The 15,817-nt window shown below is 69.0% G+C and carries 15 protein-coding genes, 1 tRNA gene and 1 pseudogene; 13 read left to right on the top strand and 4 right to left on the bottom strand.

The genetic code is table 11. The features are described 5' to 3' along the window. The first annotated feature begins 19 nt into the window (after positions 1-19). On the top strand, positions 20-952 hold the full coding sequence (locus ACZ6S6_RS12540; RefSeq protein ID WP_469705618.1) for a hydroxymethylglutaryl-CoA lyase: 933 nt from the start codon (positions 20-22) through the stop codon (positions 950-952). A gap of 7 nt (positions 953-959) precedes the next feature. Then, on the top strand, positions 960-2,126 hold the full coding sequence (locus ACZ6S6_RS12535; RefSeq protein ID WP_469705379.1) for an acyl-CoA dehydrogenase family protein: 1,167 nt from the start codon (positions 960-962) through the stop codon (positions 2,124-2,126). Between the two features lie 75 nt (positions 2,127-2,201). Here ACZ6S6_RS12535 and ACZ6S6_RS12530 read toward each other — a convergent pair whose 3' ends face one another. After that, positions 2,202-2,402 (bottom strand): hypothetical protein, encoded by a 201-nt coding sequence (locus tag ACZ6S6_RS12530; RefSeq protein WP_469705377.1) that lies wholly within the window; start codon positions 2,400-2,402, stop codon positions 2,202-2,204. Between the two features lie 272 nt (positions 2,403-2,674). Continuing rightward, complete coding sequence (locus tag ACZ6S6_RS12525) at positions 2,675-3,454, bottom strand: GntR family transcriptional regulator (RefSeq protein WP_469705375.1); 780 nt, start codon at positions 3,452-3,454, stop codon at positions 2,675-2,677. Positions 3,455-3,512: 58 nt separating this feature from the next. Between ACZ6S6_RS12525 and ACZ6S6_RS12520 the strand changes: the two genes are divergently transcribed. From ACZ6S6_RS12520 to ACZ6S6_RS12510, 3 genes are all read left to right on the top strand, one after another. Continuing rightward, positions 3,513-3,929, top strand: a complete 417-nt coding sequence (locus tag ACZ6S6_RS12520; protein ID WP_469705373.1) for an NUDIX hydrolase — start codon at positions 3,513-3,515, stop codon at positions 3,927-3,929. Positions 3,930-3,965: 36 nt separating this feature from the next. Then, positions 3,966-4,634: a YdcF family protein gene (locus ACZ6S6_RS12515; protein ID WP_469705371.1), complete on the top strand. Its 669-nt coding sequence runs from the start codon at positions 3,966-3,968 to the stop codon at positions 4,632-4,634. Positions 4,635-4,817: 183 nt separating this feature from the next. Further along, positions 4,818-5,801, top strand: coding sequence for an ABC transporter substrate-binding protein (locus ACZ6S6_RS12510; protein WP_469705616.1), 984 nt, complete (start codon positions 4,818-4,820; stop codon positions 5,799-5,801). 138 nt (positions 5,802-5,939) lie between these two features. Here the strand turns inward: ACZ6S6_RS12510 and ACZ6S6_RS12505 are convergent, their stop codons facing one another. Next, the gene (locus tag ACZ6S6_RS12505) at positions 5,940-7,601 is read right to left on the bottom strand and encodes a beta-N-acetylhexosaminidase (protein ID WP_469705369.1); all 1,662 of its coding nucleotides are present in this window, start codon (positions 7,599-7,601) and stop codon (positions 5,940-5,942) included. Between the two features lie 382 nt (positions 7,602-7,983). Between ACZ6S6_RS12505 and ACZ6S6_RS12500 the strand changes: the two genes are divergently transcribed. Then, on the top strand, positions 7,984-8,259 hold the full coding sequence (locus tag ACZ6S6_RS12500; RefSeq protein ID WP_024489833.1) for a hypothetical protein: 276 nt from the start codon (positions 7,984-7,986) through the stop codon (positions 8,257-8,259). 82 nt (positions 8,260-8,341) lie between these two features. Beyond that, positions 8,342-10,171 carry a glutamine--fructose-6-phosphate transaminase (isomerizing) gene (gene glmS, locus ACZ6S6_RS12495; protein ID WP_362959795.1) on the top strand — a complete coding sequence of 610 codons (1,830 nt, stop codon included), beginning with the start codon at positions 8,342-8,344 and terminating at the stop codon, positions 10,169-10,171. Positions 10,172-10,479: 308 nt separating this feature from the next. Here the strand turns inward: glmS and ACZ6S6_RS12490 are convergent, their stop codons facing one another. Further along, entirely contained in the window at positions 10,480-11,001 is a 522-nt protein-coding gene (locus tag ACZ6S6_RS12490) for a universal stress protein (protein ID WP_123471258.1), read from the bottom strand. Positions 11,002-11,935: 934 nt separating this feature from the next. Between ACZ6S6_RS12490 and ACZ6S6_RS12485 the strand changes: the two genes are divergently transcribed. From ACZ6S6_RS12485 to ACZ6S6_RS12460, 6 genes and pseudogenes are all read left to right on the top strand, one after another. Next, positions 11,936-13,153 (top strand): GlxA family transcriptional regulator, encoded by a 1,218-nt coding sequence (locus ACZ6S6_RS12485; RefSeq protein WP_362957608.1) that lies wholly within the window; start codon positions 11,936-11,938, stop codon positions 13,151-13,153. Positions 13,154-13,163: 10 nt separating this feature from the next. After that, complete coding sequence (orn, locus tag ACZ6S6_RS12480; protein WP_362957611.1) at positions 13,164-13,766, top strand: oligoribonuclease; 603 nt, start codon at positions 13,164-13,166, stop codon at positions 13,764-13,766. A 126-nt stretch (positions 13,767-13,892) separates the two neighbouring features. Beyond that, a tRNA-His gene (locus ACZ6S6_RS12475) sits at positions 13,893-13,965 on the top strand. Between the two features lie 135 nt (positions 13,966-14,100). Further along, positions 14,101-14,289 (top strand): annotated as a pseudogene (locus ACZ6S6_RS12470) (glutamate synthase-related protein); the annotation flags it as partial. Positions 14,290-14,758: 469 nt separating this feature from the next. Continuing rightward, positions 14,759-15,085, top strand: a complete 327-nt coding sequence (locus ACZ6S6_RS12465) for a hypothetical protein (RefSeq protein WP_469705364.1) — start codon at positions 14,759-14,761, stop codon at positions 15,083-15,085. A gap of 298 nt (positions 15,086-15,383) precedes the next feature. Next, positions 15,384-15,701 carry a trypco2 family protein gene (locus ACZ6S6_RS12460; protein WP_469705362.1) on the top strand — a complete coding sequence of 106 codons (318 nt, stop codon included), beginning with the start codon at positions 15,384-15,386 and terminating at the stop codon, positions 15,699-15,701. Positions 15,702-15,817 lie beyond the last annotated feature (116 nt).

Raw genomic sequence — 15,817 nt, 5'->3', positions numbered from 1 at the left:
GACCACCCGCACCCTGCCGATGACCGTGGCCGCGCCCGACCTGCCGGCCCGGATCCGAATCCACGAGGTCGGCGCCCGCGACGGACTCCAGAACGAGAAGACGGTCGTGCCGACCGGGGTGAAGGCGGAGTTCATCCGCCGGCTCGCCGTCGCCGGGCTCTCCACGATCGAGGCGACGAGCTTCGTCCACCCCAAGTGGGTGCCCCAACTGGCCGACGCCGAGCAGCTGTTCCCGCTGCTCGGTGACATAGGGGACGTGGGCGACGTGGCGCTCCCGGTCCTGGTGCCGAACGAACGGGGCCTGGACCGGGCCCTGGCGCTCGGGGCCCGCCGGATCGCCGTCTTCGGCTCCGCCACGGAGACGTTCGCGGCCCGCAATCTCAACCGCACCGTCGACGAGTCGCTCGCCATGTTCGAGCCGGTCGTGGCCCGCGCCAAGGCGGACAGGGTGCATGTGCGCGGGTACCTGTCGATGTGCTTCGGAGACCCGTGGGAGGGGGCCGTCCCCGTCGCCCAGGTCGTCCGGGTGGCCAGGGCGCTGATGGACCTCGGCTGCGACGAACTCTCGCTCGGCGACACCATCGGCGTCGCCACGCCGGGCCACGTACGGGCGCTGCTGTCCGCGCTGAACGAGTCGGGGGTGCCCACCGACACGATCGGGGTGCACTTCCACGACACGTACGGACAGGCCCTGTCCAACACCCTGGCCGCCCTCCAGCACGGCGTCACCACCGTGGACGCCTCCGCGGGCGGCCTCGGCGGCTGCCCGTACGCGAAGAGCGCGACCGGAAATCTCGCCACCGAGGATCTCGTGTGGATGCTCGACGGCCTCGGCGTCGAAACCGGGGTCGACCTCGACGCGCTCACCGCCACCAGCGTGTGGCTCGCCGAACAACTGGGCCGGCCCAGCCCGTCCCGCACCGTCCGCGCCCTCTCCCACAAGGAGCAGTGATCCCCCGATGTCCCTGGACCACCGGCTGACCGCCGAGCACGAGCAACTGCGCCGTACCGTCGAGGAGTTCGCGCACGACGTGGTCGCACCGAAGATCGGCGACTTCTACGAGCGCCATGAGTTCCCGTACGAGATCGTGCGGGAGATGGGGCGGATGGGCCTGTTCGGGCTGCCGTTCCCGGAGGAGTACGGCGGGATGGGCGGCGACTACCTCGCCCTCGGTATCGCGCTGGAGGAGCTGGCACGGGTCGACTCGTCGGTGGCGATCACCCTGGAGGCCGGGGTCTCGCTCGGCGCGATGCCGGTGTTCCGCTTCGGCACCGAGGAGCAGAAGCGGCGGTGGCTGCCGAGGCTCTGCTCGGGCGAGGCGCTCGGCGCGTTCGGCCTGACCGAGCCGGACGCCGGTTCGGACGCGGGCGGCACCCGGACGACGGCCGTGCGCGACGAGGCGAGCGGCGAGTGGGTGATCAACGGCTCCAAGTGCTTCATCACCAACTCCGGTACGGACATCACCGAGTTGGTGACGGTCACCGCGGTGACCGGCCGCAAGGAGAACGGCGCCCCGCGCATCTCCTCGATCATCGTGCCCTCCGGCACCCCCGGCTTCACGGTCGCCGCCCCGTACTCCAAGGTCGGCTGGAACGCCTCGGACACCCGCGAGCTGTCCTTCACCGACGTCCGCGTCCCGCTGGAGAACCTGCTGGGCGAGGAGGGCCGCGGCTACGCGCAGTTCCTGCGCATCCTGGACGAGGGCCGGATCGCCATCGCGGCCCTGTCCACGGGCCTCGCGCAGGGCTGCGTGGACGAGTCGGTGAAGTACGCCGCCGAGCGCCACGCCTTCGGCAAGCCGATCGGCGCCAACCAGGCGATCCAGTTCAAGATCGCGGACATGGAGACGCGGGCGCACATGGCCCGCATCGGCTGGCGCGACGCGGCCTCACGGCTGCTGGCGGACGAGCCGTTCAAGAAGGAGGCGGCGATCGCGAAGCTGTACTCCTCGACCGTGGCGGTGGACAACGCCCGCGAGGCGACCCAGATCCACGGCGGCTACGGCTTCATGAACGAGTACCCGGTGGCCCGGATGTGGCGCGACTCCAAGATCCTGGAGATCGGCGAGGGCACGAGCGAGGTACAGCGGATGCTGATCGCGCGGGAACTGGGGCTGCCGGCCTGACGGGGGGGGCGGGAGGAATGGCCTCGGGGGCCGGGCCCGCCCGGCCCCCGAGGCCCGGCAGACCCGGCTGAACCTTCACACCTCGCTCTCCGGAGCCACGTAGTCGGGGCACAGCGAGTGCCCGCACTCACACGGCGGCCAGCGAAGCGCGGCGCCGGGCACGAGGTCAGCGCCTTCCGCCTCGATATCGGACTTCGGAATGACGAGGACACCGTCCGTACCGAACTCGTTCGTCAGTCGGGACAGAGCCCTCCGCCCCTTGCTGCCGCTTGTCATTCGCCCATCCCTTTCAGCCCGTGAAGTACGCGCTCCACGAGCACTGTCGTCAGTGGGGTGTACAGCCGAGGAACGGACTCGGGCGTCAGGCGCCAGCAGCCCCTGTGTGGACGACGACTGCCGGATCGCTATCGCTCATATCGATCGGGCGCATGTCCGCAGCTCCTTTACTCATGTACATGAGTTACGTCTTCAAGGATGCCCAACTCCTGCACATGAGTCAAGCGGGGTAGCGGCCAGGCCTTCGCGCGGCCTGGGTCATTGACCGCCCGTCACTCTCCGGCCGGAATGCGGTAGTCGAGTACAAACTGATCTGCCGCCATGACCGTGTCGCACACCTCGACGACGCGACCCGACGCCGCCTGAGCGCTTCGGGTGAGGTGGAGGACAGGCGAACCAGGGCTCAGACTCAGCGCCACAGTCTCCTCTTTGGTGGCAAGGCGGGCACGCACGGTCTCGGTGAACTCCATCAACGTGTGACCGTGGTCCTCAAGTCGCGCATAGATGCCACCGCCGCCAGTGTTCTCCGCGAACAGTTCCGGAATGTCCTTCGCGAGGTCCCACGGCAGATAGGAGATCGCCACCTCCGTGGGCGTTCCGTCACTGAGATACAGACGGCGGCGCGCAAGGACCTGACTCCCCGGGGGCAGGCCCAGCCGTTCCGAGATGTCACTGGGCGCTTTCACTGGGCCGATGAAGAGAACCGCTACCGCAGGGGCTTTACCCGCCTGTTCGGCTTCGGCAAGGTATGCGGCTTTACCCGCCCTGCGGTGCGAACGTCGGAAGCGGTCCGAGGACTTACGAAGCACTGGCGGCTGACTCTTCACGAACGAGCCCTTGCCGTGATGCGTATCGATCAGACCCATCGGCCGCAGTTCGGCTACCGCCTTGCGCGCCGTTCCCTGCGAAACCGCGTAACGGGCCATCAGCACTGATTCACTGGGCACCTTGTCCCCTGGCGCCATCGTCCCGGCCCTGATCTGCTGCGCCAGATCGTCGGCAATCTGCAGGTACCGGGGCTTGCCGGAGTCACTGGGAGCCGTGGTCGCCATGTTGTTCCTTCCCTCCTATGCTCCTCTACATAAGTACGCTACCCAGGAAGGTATCCGCATGTCGCTTCACTCGGTCTCCGTAGCCGGCGTCGTCGTCCGCGAGGACGGCCGCGTGCTGGTGATCCGCCGGGCCGACAACGGAGCGTGGGAGGCTCCGGGTGGCGTGTTGGAGCTCGACGAGCGGCCGGAGGACGGCGTCTGCCGCGAGGTGCTGGAGGAGACCGGGGTGAAGGTCGACCCCGTGCGCCTGAGCGGCGTATACAAGAACATGGAGCGCGCGATCGTGGCGCTGGTCTTCCTGTGCCGTCCGGTCGGAGGCGAGGAGCAGACCTCGGCCGAGACGTCCGAGGTTCGCTGGTTCACTCGCGAGGAAGTCCGGAGCCGAATGGCCGAGGCGTACGCCGTGCGCGTACTCGACGCGCTCGACAGCACCGCACCTCCCGTGCGCGCGCACGACGGACATCGGCTGAGGTAGAGGCCGGGGCTCGGGGCGAACCGAAAGCGAGTCACAGTGATCTCCACGCAGGTGTGGTCGGATGCCCGACGATTGTGGGACCACCACCTGATGCACCACGATCCGCGCCCCTGCTCGGTGGCGGTCGGCCTCGGGAGTCATGACCTCGGGGTCGCCGATGCGGCCGTGAGCCTCTACCGGCGCGGCATGACGCGCCTCATCGTCTTCACCGGCGCCACCAGCCGCACCACACGTGCGCGTATGCCGCGCGGTGAGGCCGTGCACTACCGGGAGCGGGCACTCGAACTCGGCGTCCCCGGCAGCGCGGTACTTGTCGAACCGCGCGCTCGCAACACGGGCGAGAACATCCGCTTCTCCCGAGCGCTGCTCGAAGAGGCCGGCGTGGACGTCTCGTCCGTGCTGCTGATCAGCAAGCCGTACGAGGAACGGCGCGCCTATGCCACGGCGCGCAAGCTGTGGCCGGGCGTCGAGTTCGTGAGCGCGTCGGACCCGATCACGTTCGAGGAGTACCTGGCCTCCATCCAGGACGACCGCCTGGTCATCGACATGCTGGTCGGCACATTGCAGCGCCTGCTGATCTATCCGGCCCAGGGCTTCATGGCCGCCGATCCGGTTCCCGGCGAGGTGGCCGCCGCCTATGAACGGCTGCGCCGAGCGGGCTTCACGAGCCGGCTCGTGACGGACGGGGCCGACGTCGGCCGCTGAGCGCGGGAGAGCGATGTTCCGGCAGGTGCCGGCCTCGCGGGCACCCGGCCGGGCCGGTCGCACAGAAGGTTAGGCTAACCTTCCTCCGGACCGGCTCAAGGCCGGTCTCCGGCTCGTACGAAAGTGGAACCTGTCATGCGCACTGCCCGAGCGTCCCGCCCCACCCGCCGCGGCCTGTTGGCCATGGGCGGTGCCGTAGGTCTCGGTGCCGTGCTCGCGGCCTGTGGTGACAGCGGCTCGAAGGACTCCGGTTCCGCCGGCTCCGAGGGTGCCGACGCCGGGCCGTGGAGCTTCAAGGACGACCGTGGCACGAGTGCCGAGGCCAAGTCCGTCCCGAAGAACATCGTCGCCTTCACCGGTGTCGCCGCCGCGCTCCACGACTACGGCGTCGAGGTCAAGGCCGTCTTCGGTCCGACGAAGACCAAGGACGGCAAGGCCGATGTGCAGGCCGGCGACCTGGACATCGGCAAGGTCGAGATCCTCGGCAACGTCTGGGGCGAGTTCAACGTCGAGAAGTACGCGGCGCTCGGCCCGGACCTGCTGGTCACCGCGATGTGGGAGAAGGACGCCCTCTGGTACGTGCCGGACCAGTCCAAGGACAAGATCCTCAAGCTGGCCCCGAGCGTCGCGCTGTGGGCGGCGCAGACCACGATCCCCAAGGCCATCCAGCGCCACGAGGACCTCGCCGCCTCGCTCGGCGCCGACGTGAAGGCCAAGGCGGTCACGGACGCCAGGGCCCGCTTCGAGAAGGCCGCGGCCCGGCTGCGCGCCGCCGCGAAGTCCAAGCCGAACCTCAAGGTCCTGATCGGCTCGGCCAGCCAGGACCTCTTCTACGTCACGCTCGCGAAGACCAGCGCGGACACCCTGTACTTCCAGGAGCTGGGGGTTAAGTTCGTCGAGCCGAAGGTGAACTCTGCGGGCTTCTTCGAGGAGCTGAGCTGGGAGAACGTCGACAAGTACCAGGCCGACATCATCATGATGGACAACCGGTCCTCCGCCCTCCAGCCCGACGCCCTGACGTCCAAGCCGACCTGGACGCAGCTTCCCGCCGTCAAGGCCGGTCAGGTCGTCCCCCGTACCACCGAGCCGATCTTCAGCTACGACAAGTGCGCGCCGATCCTCGAAGACCTGGCGAAGGCCATCGAGGACGCCAAGAAGGCCGCCTGACGCCGGAATCAGTCGTTCCGGTCGACAACGGGAGCAGAATCAAGCCCGTCCGGCGATTGAGGACGACTGACGACTGTTCGAGCCCGTCCGGCGATCGAGGACAAGACCCCCGACCGCCGGACGGCCGATCACCTCATGTCACCCCGCCGCAGCCGGCTCCGCCGGCCACGGCACCTGCGGCGACTTGTAGTAGTCGATCCCCATCGCGGTGAACCTCGGCCCGAGCGCGGCCAGCCGCAGCTTGTACGTGTCCCAGTCGTGCGTCGCCGCCGGGGACCAGCCCAGCTCCGCCGCCCCGGGCAGCCGCGGGAACGCCATCGCGTCGATGTCGTCGCTGTCCGTCAGCGTCTCCGCCCAGATCGGCGCCTCGACACCCAGGACCGCGTCCGCCGGAGCGCCGGAGAGATACGTCGCCGGGTCCCAGTCGTAGGAGCGCTGAACCTCGACCAGACCGGCCCACTTCAGGCCCAGTTCGGTCTGGTCGTTGTACTTCATGTCCAGGTACACCCGGTCGGCCGGCGACAGCACCAGCTTGGTGCCGTTCTTCGCGGCGTCCGCCACCTGCTGACGGTCCGCGGCGCTCGTCTTGTCGTAGCCCCAGTACTGGGCGACCGCGCCCTTGACCGGCGTGGCCCCGGTGATCTGGTGCCAGCCCATCACGGTCTTGCCGTACGTGCCGACGACGGCCTGCGCCTTGTTCATGATCTTCGCGTAGTCCTCGTGGCTGGTGGAGTGCGCCTCGTCACCGCCGATGTGGACGTACCTGCCGGGGGTCAGCGCGGCGACTTCACCGATGACGTCGTCGATGAAGTCGTACGTGACGTCCTTGTCCGCGCACAGCGAGCTGAAACCGACCTCGATGCCGGTGTAGAGCGGGGGCGCGACGCCGTCGCAGTTCAGCTCCGCGTACGAGGCGAGGGCGGCGTTGGTGTGGCTGGGCATATCGATCTCCGGCACCACCTCCAGGTAGCGGGAGGCCGCGTAGTTCACGATCTCCTTGTACTGGCTCTTGGTGTAGTAGCCGCCCTTCCCGCCGCCGACCTCCGTCGAGCCGCCGTACGTGGCCAGCTTCGGCCAGGAGTCGATGGCGATCCGCCAGCCCTGGTCGTCGGAGAGGTGCAGGTGGAACGTGTTGATCTTGTACAGCGCGATCTGGTCGATGTAGCGCTTGACCTCGGCGACCGAGAAGAAGTGCCGCGAGACGTCGAGCATCGCGCCCCGGTAGGCGTAGCGCGGCGCATCGGTGAGGCTGCCGCCCGCGACGCTCCACGGCCCCTTCTGGCGGCTGTCCGCCTCGATCCGGGCCGGCAGCAGCTGACGCAGCGTCTGGACGCCGTGGAAGAGCCCTGCCGGCTTGCGGGCGGTGATGGTGACGGAACCGCGTCCGGACGTCAGGGTGTACCCCTCCGCGCCCAGCGCGCTGTCGCGGGAGCCGAGCCGGAGCCGGATGCCGTCGGCGCCGTCCTTGTCCGTGACCGGCAGGGCGTATCCGGTGGAGGGGCGCAGCACGCCCGCCAGGTACTCGCCGATCTTGCGGGCCTCGCCGGACGAGCCGTCGACCCGGATCCTGGTTCCGTCGTTGAGGGAGTACGGGGAGCCCCCCGGTCTCACCGAGGCGGCGGCGGGCACGATCTGGCCGAGCGGACGCGGCGTCCGGGCCGCGGGATCGCTGCCGACCGCGGACGCCGTGGGCGCCGCGCACGCGGTGGAGACACCGGCCGCCGTGACGAGTAGCAGCGAGCCGAGAAGACGGGGCAGAGCACGGGGAAGCGCACTGCGCCGCGCGGTGTGCAGTCTCACAAGCCGGGTCCCTTTCTACGGGTTCACATCTGCGGATCTCCTGACCAACCGAACCGTCGCCATGCGTACCGCTTACCCAATGGATGGTCAAGGTGTAGACCACTTCCCCGCGTTGCCCCTGACAGAACGTGGCCGACGATCCGGGGCTTATGGCCGAATTCATCCCGGCGGCCCCGTCGACCCAGCGGGGCGGCGAGCGGCACGGGACCGACTCGGGGGACGGCTCGGGGGCGCCTCGGGGGGCGCCTCGGGGACGGCTCAGGGGTGACTCAGGGGGCCCGAAACCCTCGCGGAACACAGAAAGTGGGCCACTTGCCTCCAGTCCTGCCCGATATCGGGCAGAATTGTTGCGCTGCGGCCCCTTCCGCCGCAGTATCGACGAGTGCTCGAACGCCGCTCGTCGTACGACGACCTCATTGACCACCTGGTGCGCAGCACCGCGCTCCAGCGCGGCGAGGCCTCCCGGGTGATCCTCGACGTGCTGGCGTACTTCGACGAGACGACCGAGGACTTCGTCCGCCGCCGCCACCGCGAACTGCAGTCCGGCGGCCTGGTCAACGCGGAGATCTTCGAACGCATCGCGGCCGAACTGCCGCACCGGGCGGTCGCACCGCCGGAGCTCTCGCTCCGGCAGCTGCGCCGCATCGTCTACGGCTGAGACCGGTCCGCGGCCGGGCACCCACTCACTTGTACGTCCACTTGCTTGTACGTCGTCGGATTCACGGAGGGGCAGAGACGCTATGTGCGGAATCGTCGGTTATATCGGAAAGCGTGATGTGGCTCCGCTGCTGCTGGAAGGGCTGCAGCGGCTGGAGTACCGGGGTTACGACTCCGCGGGCATCGTGATCACCGGCAAGCCGGCGGCCGGGAAGCCCGCCGCGCTGAAGATGGTCAAGGCCAAGGGCCGGGTCCGCGAGCTGGAGGCCCGCGTCCCCAAGCGGTTCAGCGGCACCACCGGCATCGCCCACACCCGCTGGGCCACCCACGGCGCCCCGAGCGACGAGAACGCCCACCCGCACCTGGACGCCGGCAACAAGGTCGCCGTCGTCCACAACGGGATCATCGACAACGCCTCCGAGCTCCGCACCCGGCTGGAGGCCGAGGGCGTCGTCTTCCTCTCCGAGACCGACACCGAGGTGCTGGTCCACCTGATCGCCCGCTCGGAGGCGGACACCCTGGAGGAGAAGGTCCGCGAGGCCCTGCGCTCGGTCGAGGGCACGTACGGCATCGCCGTGATGCACGCCGACTTCAACGACCGCATCGTCGTGGCCCGCAACGGCTCCCCGGTCGTCCTCGGCATCGGCGAGAAGGAGATGTTCGTCGCCTCGGACGTCGCCGCCCTGGTCGCCCACACGCGCCAGGTCGTCACCCTCGACGACGGCGAGATGGCCACCCTCAAGGCCGACGACTTCCGTACGTACACGACGGAGGGCTCGACCACGACGGCCACGCCGACCACCGTGGAGTGGGAGGCCGAGTCGTACGACATGGGTGGCCACGACACGTACATGCACAAGGAGATCTCGGAGCAGGCCGAGGCCGTCGACCGGGTGCTGCGCGGGCGGATCGACGACCGCTTCGCCACCGTCCACCTGGGCGGCCTCAACCTGGACGCCCGCGAGGCGCGCGGGGTCCGCCGGATCAAGATCCTGGGCTGCGGCACCTCGTACCACGCGGGCCAGATCGGCGCCCAGCTGATCGAGGAGCTCGCCCGCATCCCCGCGGACGCCGAGCCCGCCTCCGAGTTCCGCTACCGCAACCCGGTGGTGGACCCCGACACGCTGTACGTCGCGGTCTCCCAGTCCGGCGAGACGTACGACGTGCTGGCCGCCGTCCAGGAGCTCAAGCGCAAGGGCGCGCGGGTGCTCGGTGTGGTCAACGTGGTCGGTTCCGCGATCGCCCGGGAGGCCGACGGCGGTACGTACGTGCACGCCGGCCCCGAGGTGTGCGTCGTCTCCACCAAGTGCTTCACCAACACCGTCGTCGCGTTCGCGCTGCTCGCCCTGCACCTGGGCCGGATCCGGGACCTGTCGGTCGCCGACGGCAAGCGGATCATCGCGGGGCTGCGCCGGCTGCCCGCCCAGATCAGCGAGATCCTCGACAACGAGGACGAGATCAAGAAGCTGGCCGCTCAGTACGCGGACGCCAAGTCGATGATGTTCATCGGCCGGGTGCGCGGCTACCCCGTCGCCCGGGAGGCCTCGCTGAAGCTCAAGGAGGTCTCGTACATCCACGCCGAGGCCTACCCGGCCTCCGAGCTGAAGCACGGACCGCTCGCGCTGATCGAGCCCGCGATGCCGACCGTGGCGATCGTGCCGGACGACGACCTGCTGGAGAAGAACCGCGCCGCAATGGAGGAGATCAAGGCCCGCAGCGGCCGCATCCTCGCCGTCGCCCACCAGGTGCAGGAGAAGGCCGACCACACCATCGTCGTACCGAAGAACGAGAACGAGCTGGACCCGATCCTGATGGGCATCCCGCTCCAGCTCTTCGCCTACCACACGGCGCTCGCCATGGGCCGGGACATCGACAAGCCGCGCAACCTGGCGAAGTCCGTCACCGTCGAGTAGCGGTCCGCCCGTGACCGGCGGAGAGCGGCCCCGCACCCACCTGGCGTGGGTGCGGGGCCACTCTCCGTCGCGGGCGCCCCTCACATGTCCCATGCGATCGCGCGACCGTGCTGTTCCGCCGTGACTTTTATGCGCCCTTCACAAGCGCACAATCCACGTCTTCGGATCGGCAGTCTGTTTCATCCCGCTGTTTTCGTAGTCGAGTTGACGCCACCCGGCTCCGGAACGGCGGCCGGAACGAGACCGCCCGCCCCCGATGTTCCGGACGGCGGGCGGACAGTGCCTCGAAAGAGTGCGGGAAGAACGGGCTACGGGATGACGACGACCGGGCGCTGGGCGCGCCGCGCCAGCCGGCCCGCCACCGAGCCGAAGATCCGGCCGACGATTCCCTGCGTGGAACCCACCACGATCGCGTCGGCCGAGTACTCCCGGCCGACCTCCTCCAGCTCGTGGCAGATGTCCCCGCCGCGCTCGACGAGGACCCACGGCACCTCGGTGAGGTAGTCCGCGCAGGCGAGCTCCAGGCCGAGCACCTCGGTGCGGTGATCGGGCACATCGACGAACACGGGCGGCTCGCAGCCTGCCCAGACGGTGGTCGGCAGCCGGTTGGCGACATGGACGATGATCAGACCGGAACCCGATCTTCGGGCCATGCCGATGGCGTAGGCGAGGGCTCGCTCACTGGAGGTCGAGCCGTCGAAGCCGACGACGACCCCGTGCCGGAACGCGGGATCGCAGGAATGACGTGTTTCTTCGGCCGCCTGCGGGCCCGACTCGGGGTCGGCTACCTGCTTGCGGTCCGCGGGTTCGGGGATTTCGTGACCGGCCATCGGTGTCTCGGCGAAGAGAGTCCTCGTGAGGAGAGCGACTTGGGGAGCTGCGTCAGTGGGCGGTGTGGTGGTGTCCGGGAATCATCTTCCCAACCCCTTACCCCCAAGGGTACGGCGCCACTCCTCCACAGCCCAGACCCGCGCAAAGCGCGCGCGACGTTTCACGGAGCATGCCCGAGACCGCCCCGTATGGCAATGCCGGCTGCGCCGTACACCGACGTCACAGGAGCCGTGCGGCCGCGATCAGGGACCGGCGGGGGCCGGACCGGCCGGCCGGCTCCGCCGCCCCGCGGCGCACCGTCCACGGGCCCCTGATCGGGTTCCCCGACCCTCGGTACCGAGGGTCGGCGCCGCCGGACGGCTCCGGAGGGCGCTCCCGCTCCCGAACGCGCCCCGCCCGCCCGTCCGGAACCCGCCGCACGATCGGGCGCCGACGCGGCCCGCGGTCGGCGTCCGGCCACCCTTCAGCCCCGATCGCCCCAACTCCGGACCGGCCGAGGGGGCGTATGGAGGCGGCCGCCCCTTCGGGGCGTGCGCCGGTTGAACGAATGATTTCCGCACACGCGACCGTATGTTTTCAGCCAACTTCGTTCGCCAGTTGATTCCTTGTCGAATTGGCCGATCAACCCCCTTGCCAGCAGGCAGGAAGAGACCGCGCGGTACGCTTCCACCCAACGGGGACGGGCCATGAACGCCAGGCGTACTTCCCTGCGCGACTCACGAGTGAAACGCTTCGTGATCGAATGCTTCCCGCCAGGTTGCCTTGTCGACATAAAGCCGGTTGGTGAACTTGTCACGAGGGCACCACGGGACGCAGTAGATTCGATCTTGGGTGTCGAAGGCTGGGGACTCGTGCACGACCGAGGGGACATGTGCAGGTGCGACAGGCCCGTAAGGACCAGGAAGACGCGAACACCGAGGGGGGCTTAGCGTCATGAGCCAGGACTCCGCCACCGCAACGGAGGCTGTACGGAAGCTGAGCGGGCGCCGGCGCCGAGAGGTCGTGGCCGTACTGCTGTTCAGCGGTGGCCCCATCTTCGAGAGCTCCATTCCGCTCTCCGTATTCGGTATCGACCGCCAGGACGCGGGAGTTCCGCGCTACCGGCTACTCGTGTGCAGCGGCGAAGAAGGGCCGCTGCGCACCACAGGGGGACTCGAACTCACCGCGCCCTACGGGCTGGAGGCGATCAGCAGGGCCGGCACCGTCGTGGTGCCCGCCTGGCGCTCCATCACCTCGCCACCGCCCGTGGAGGCACTGGACGCGCTGCGCCGCGCCCACGAGGAGGGCGCCAGAATCGTCGGGCTGTGCACGGGGGCCTTCGTCCTCGCCGCGGCCGGACTGCTCGACGGCCGCCCGGCGACCACGCACTGGATGTACGCACCGACGCTGGCCAAGCGCTATCCGTCGGTCCACGTCGATCCGCGCGAACTGTTCGTCGACGACGGCGACGTGCTCACCTCCGCGGGCACAGCGGCCGGCATCGATCTCTGCCTGCACATAGTGCGCTCGGACCACGGCACGGAGGCCGCCGGGGCACTCGCCCGCCGGCTCGTCGTGCCGCCGCGGCGCAGTGGCGGACAGGAGCGCTACCTCGACAGGTCTTTACCTGAGGAGATCGGCTCCGACCCGCTCGCCGAGGTCGTGGCCTGGGCACTGGAGCATCTGCACGAGCAGTTCGACGTGGAGACGCTCGCCGCGCGCGCCTACATGAGCCGGCGGACCTTCGACCGGAGGTTCCGTTCGCTCACCGGCAGCGCACCGCTCCAGTGGCTCATCACCCAGCGGGTGCTGCAGGCGCAGCGACTGCTGGAGACGTCCGACTACTCGGTCGACGAGGTCGCGGGCCGCTGCGGCTTCCGCTCGCCGGTCGCGCTGCGCGGACACTTCCGGCGTCAGCTGGGCTCCTCCCCCGCCGCGTACCGGGCCGCCTACCGGGCCCGCCGTCCGCAGGGCGGAGGTCCGGAGCCGGTCGCCGCGGTCACCGAGGCCGTGGTGCCCGCCCAGGGCAGCCCCGCGAGCCGCCGTGCCCCGGTTCCCGCTCCGGTGGGTCCGTCCACGGCCGAACCGGGCCGCGGGGAGCACGGGAGTCCGGGCTCCGAGGCGTACGCCTCGGGCCGCCCGGCCCTGCCGGGACAGCGGAGCGCCCCGTAGGGTGGGGCGCATGAACGACCGCATGGTGTGGATCGACTGCGAGATGACCGGGCTCTCGTTGACGGAAGACGCACTCATCGAGGTGGCCGCACTGGTCACCGACTCGGAGTTGAACGTGCTCGGCGAAGGGGTGGACATCGTGATCCGCCCGCCGGACGCGGCGCTGGAGACCATGCCCGAGGTGGTGCGGCAGATGCACACCGCCTCGGGCCTGCTCGACGAGCTGGCCGGGGGCACCACCCTGGCCGACGCCGAGGAGAAGGTCCTGGCCTATGTCCGCGAGCACGTGAAGGAGCCCGGCAAGGCCCCGCTCTGCGGGAACACGGTCGGCACCGACCGCGGCTTCCTGCTGCGGGACATGCCGTCGCTGGAGGGCTACCTCCACTACCGGATCGTCGATGTCTCCTCGGTCAAGGAGCTGGCCCGCCGCTGGTTCCCGAGGGCGTATTTCAACAGTCCGGAGAAGAACGGCAACCACCGCGCACTCGCCGACATCCGTGACTCCATCACGGAGATGCGGTACTACCGCGAGGCGGTCTTCGTCCCCCAGCCGGGGCCGGACTCCGAGCGCGCGAAGTCGATCGCTGCGCGCGTGTCGCAGCCCTCGGCCTAGGTCCTTGGGAAAGCCGCTGGTCACGGCCCTTTCGGGGGCCAGGACCGGCGGCAGAACAATGAGGGCGCGAGCACCCTCTCAGACCCTGTACACTTTTTCTCGGCCGGTCGGAAACGCCCGGACATGGTGGGTATAGCTCAGACGGTAGAGCACCTGGTTGTGGTCCAGGATGTCGCGGGTTCGAGTCCCGTTACTCACCCTGAATGATCGAGGGCCGATTCGCGAGAGCGGATCGGCCCTCCGTCATGTGCGGGGCTTGGGGGACGGGCCGGTCCGTGGCGCCCGGCTTCGACGTCCGCGCCTCGCGCCTCGCGCGGCGCAGCCCGGCGCCGTGATCGGTTCCGGCAAGCTCGGCCTGCCCCGAGAACGCCGCCGTCGTGTTCGCCCCGGGTGTCGACATGATCAACGTCGCCCGTGAGGCGATGCTGTCCATCGGCTGCATCCAGGCGCAGAAATGCAACACCGGCAAGTGCCCCACCGGCATCGCCGCCCAGGCCCGTGGCTGGTGCGCAGCGTCGACGCACCCCTGGTTGCCGAATCCGGAGGGTCCAGCCGATCGGGGGCGCACGCCCCCATGGCTGCGACGTGCCCCTCCGGGCGGCAGCCTCCGACCGGACGGGCAGCCGCCACGAGGAACGTCGGCTGTTGTCCGAACGGGGTGCCCCGTGGCCGTACTATGAGGCCATCAGGGGGCTCTGATACGGGAGTTGAGACTGACAGTCGAGATCGTGGCGGCTGACGTGAAGGCGGCAACGTACGCAATTACGAGCAGCGTAGACCAGCGCCCCGGTCAGGACCCCCGAGCGGATCTGCGGTGTATTGACCCGCATGGGGACGGCATAGTAGGTATGCCACCATTTAGTTCCTTTGCGCCCCTCTGTGCGGAGCGCAGGGCAATGCCCGGCTGCGGGTGAAGGCTGAGACCGGAAGAGCTGCCTGCTGAACCTGCGGTTCGCGGATGCGGCGCTCCATGACGAGGAAGCGTGGTTTTGGTGAGGCGTTTCAAGTTTCGCGCGGTTGTGACTGGCTGTGTACTGCTTGCCATTGTGAGCATGTCCGGATGCGGGAAAGTCGACACCGCCATGAAGGCGGCGAAAATCGCCCAACACCCGAACGATCTGAAGCTGCCGGGATTTCTGCACGACATTCCGGACTTTTTTAACCATATTGCAGAGAAGGTGACCCCGAAGGATCAGCACATCAAGGCAAACTTCAAGATCGGGGAGTCCGCGGATCGACGGGTCGGCCTCGACGGCGAGCGCCCCATGCCGACTACGCCGCAGACCTTCCGTGATCATGGAGTTGTCTACGCTCTGTGACCCTCGGAAGCTCATGGCTACGGAGGCACCTTCTTTGATCTCCCCCGCCTTGACCAACTCGGCCCACGCCCTGAAGCAGTCCGCGGTGAGATCTGCCCCTGCCCTTCCACGTCAACGACAGCTGCTACACGCCGTCGCTACCGAGTGAGAAAGGGGTGATTCGCGGCATCCCCACACAGGACAGGGCGGGCACGCGGTGAGGCAGAGATCGGCTGCAGCGGCCACTGGTCTGGCTCTAGGGTGTCCACATCAGTGTGATCAGGTGTCAGTTAGGGGTGGTCTGATGGATATTCCTCTGGTGGATGCGGTGGCGGCGGTACGCAACGAATTGCTCGCGGCGGCGGCGCAGGTCGGTGAGGATCCGCGGATGGTGTTCGCGGTGGGGCCGGTGGGGATGGAGTTCGAGGTCGAGCTGCGGGCGGACGCGAAGGCGAAGGCCGGCTTCAAGCTTTGGGCGGTCGGCGCTGAGACCGAGGCAGGAGTGTCGCGCGGGCGCACGCACCGGGTGTCGTTCACCCTCACCCCGAAGACCGCGGCCGGCGGGGATTTGCTGGTGCATACGACGCAACCGCGCCAGTCCGGGCCCGGAGACTCCACGCAGCGGATCGAGGACTGAGCCGAAGCCGGCCCGAGGCAACTGTTCCGGTCCCTGGGCGTGGGGCCTCAGGCGAGACCGTGGAGGGCTGAGATGGAGCGGGAACGTGTGGCTGGGGTGACTGGGCTGGGTGGGCT

It is taken from the genome of Streptomyces sp. NPDC048671 (assembly GCF_055587045.1).
Note: the sequence above shows the minus strand (reverse complement) of the source record. Positions and strands in the feature narration are given on the sequence as shown.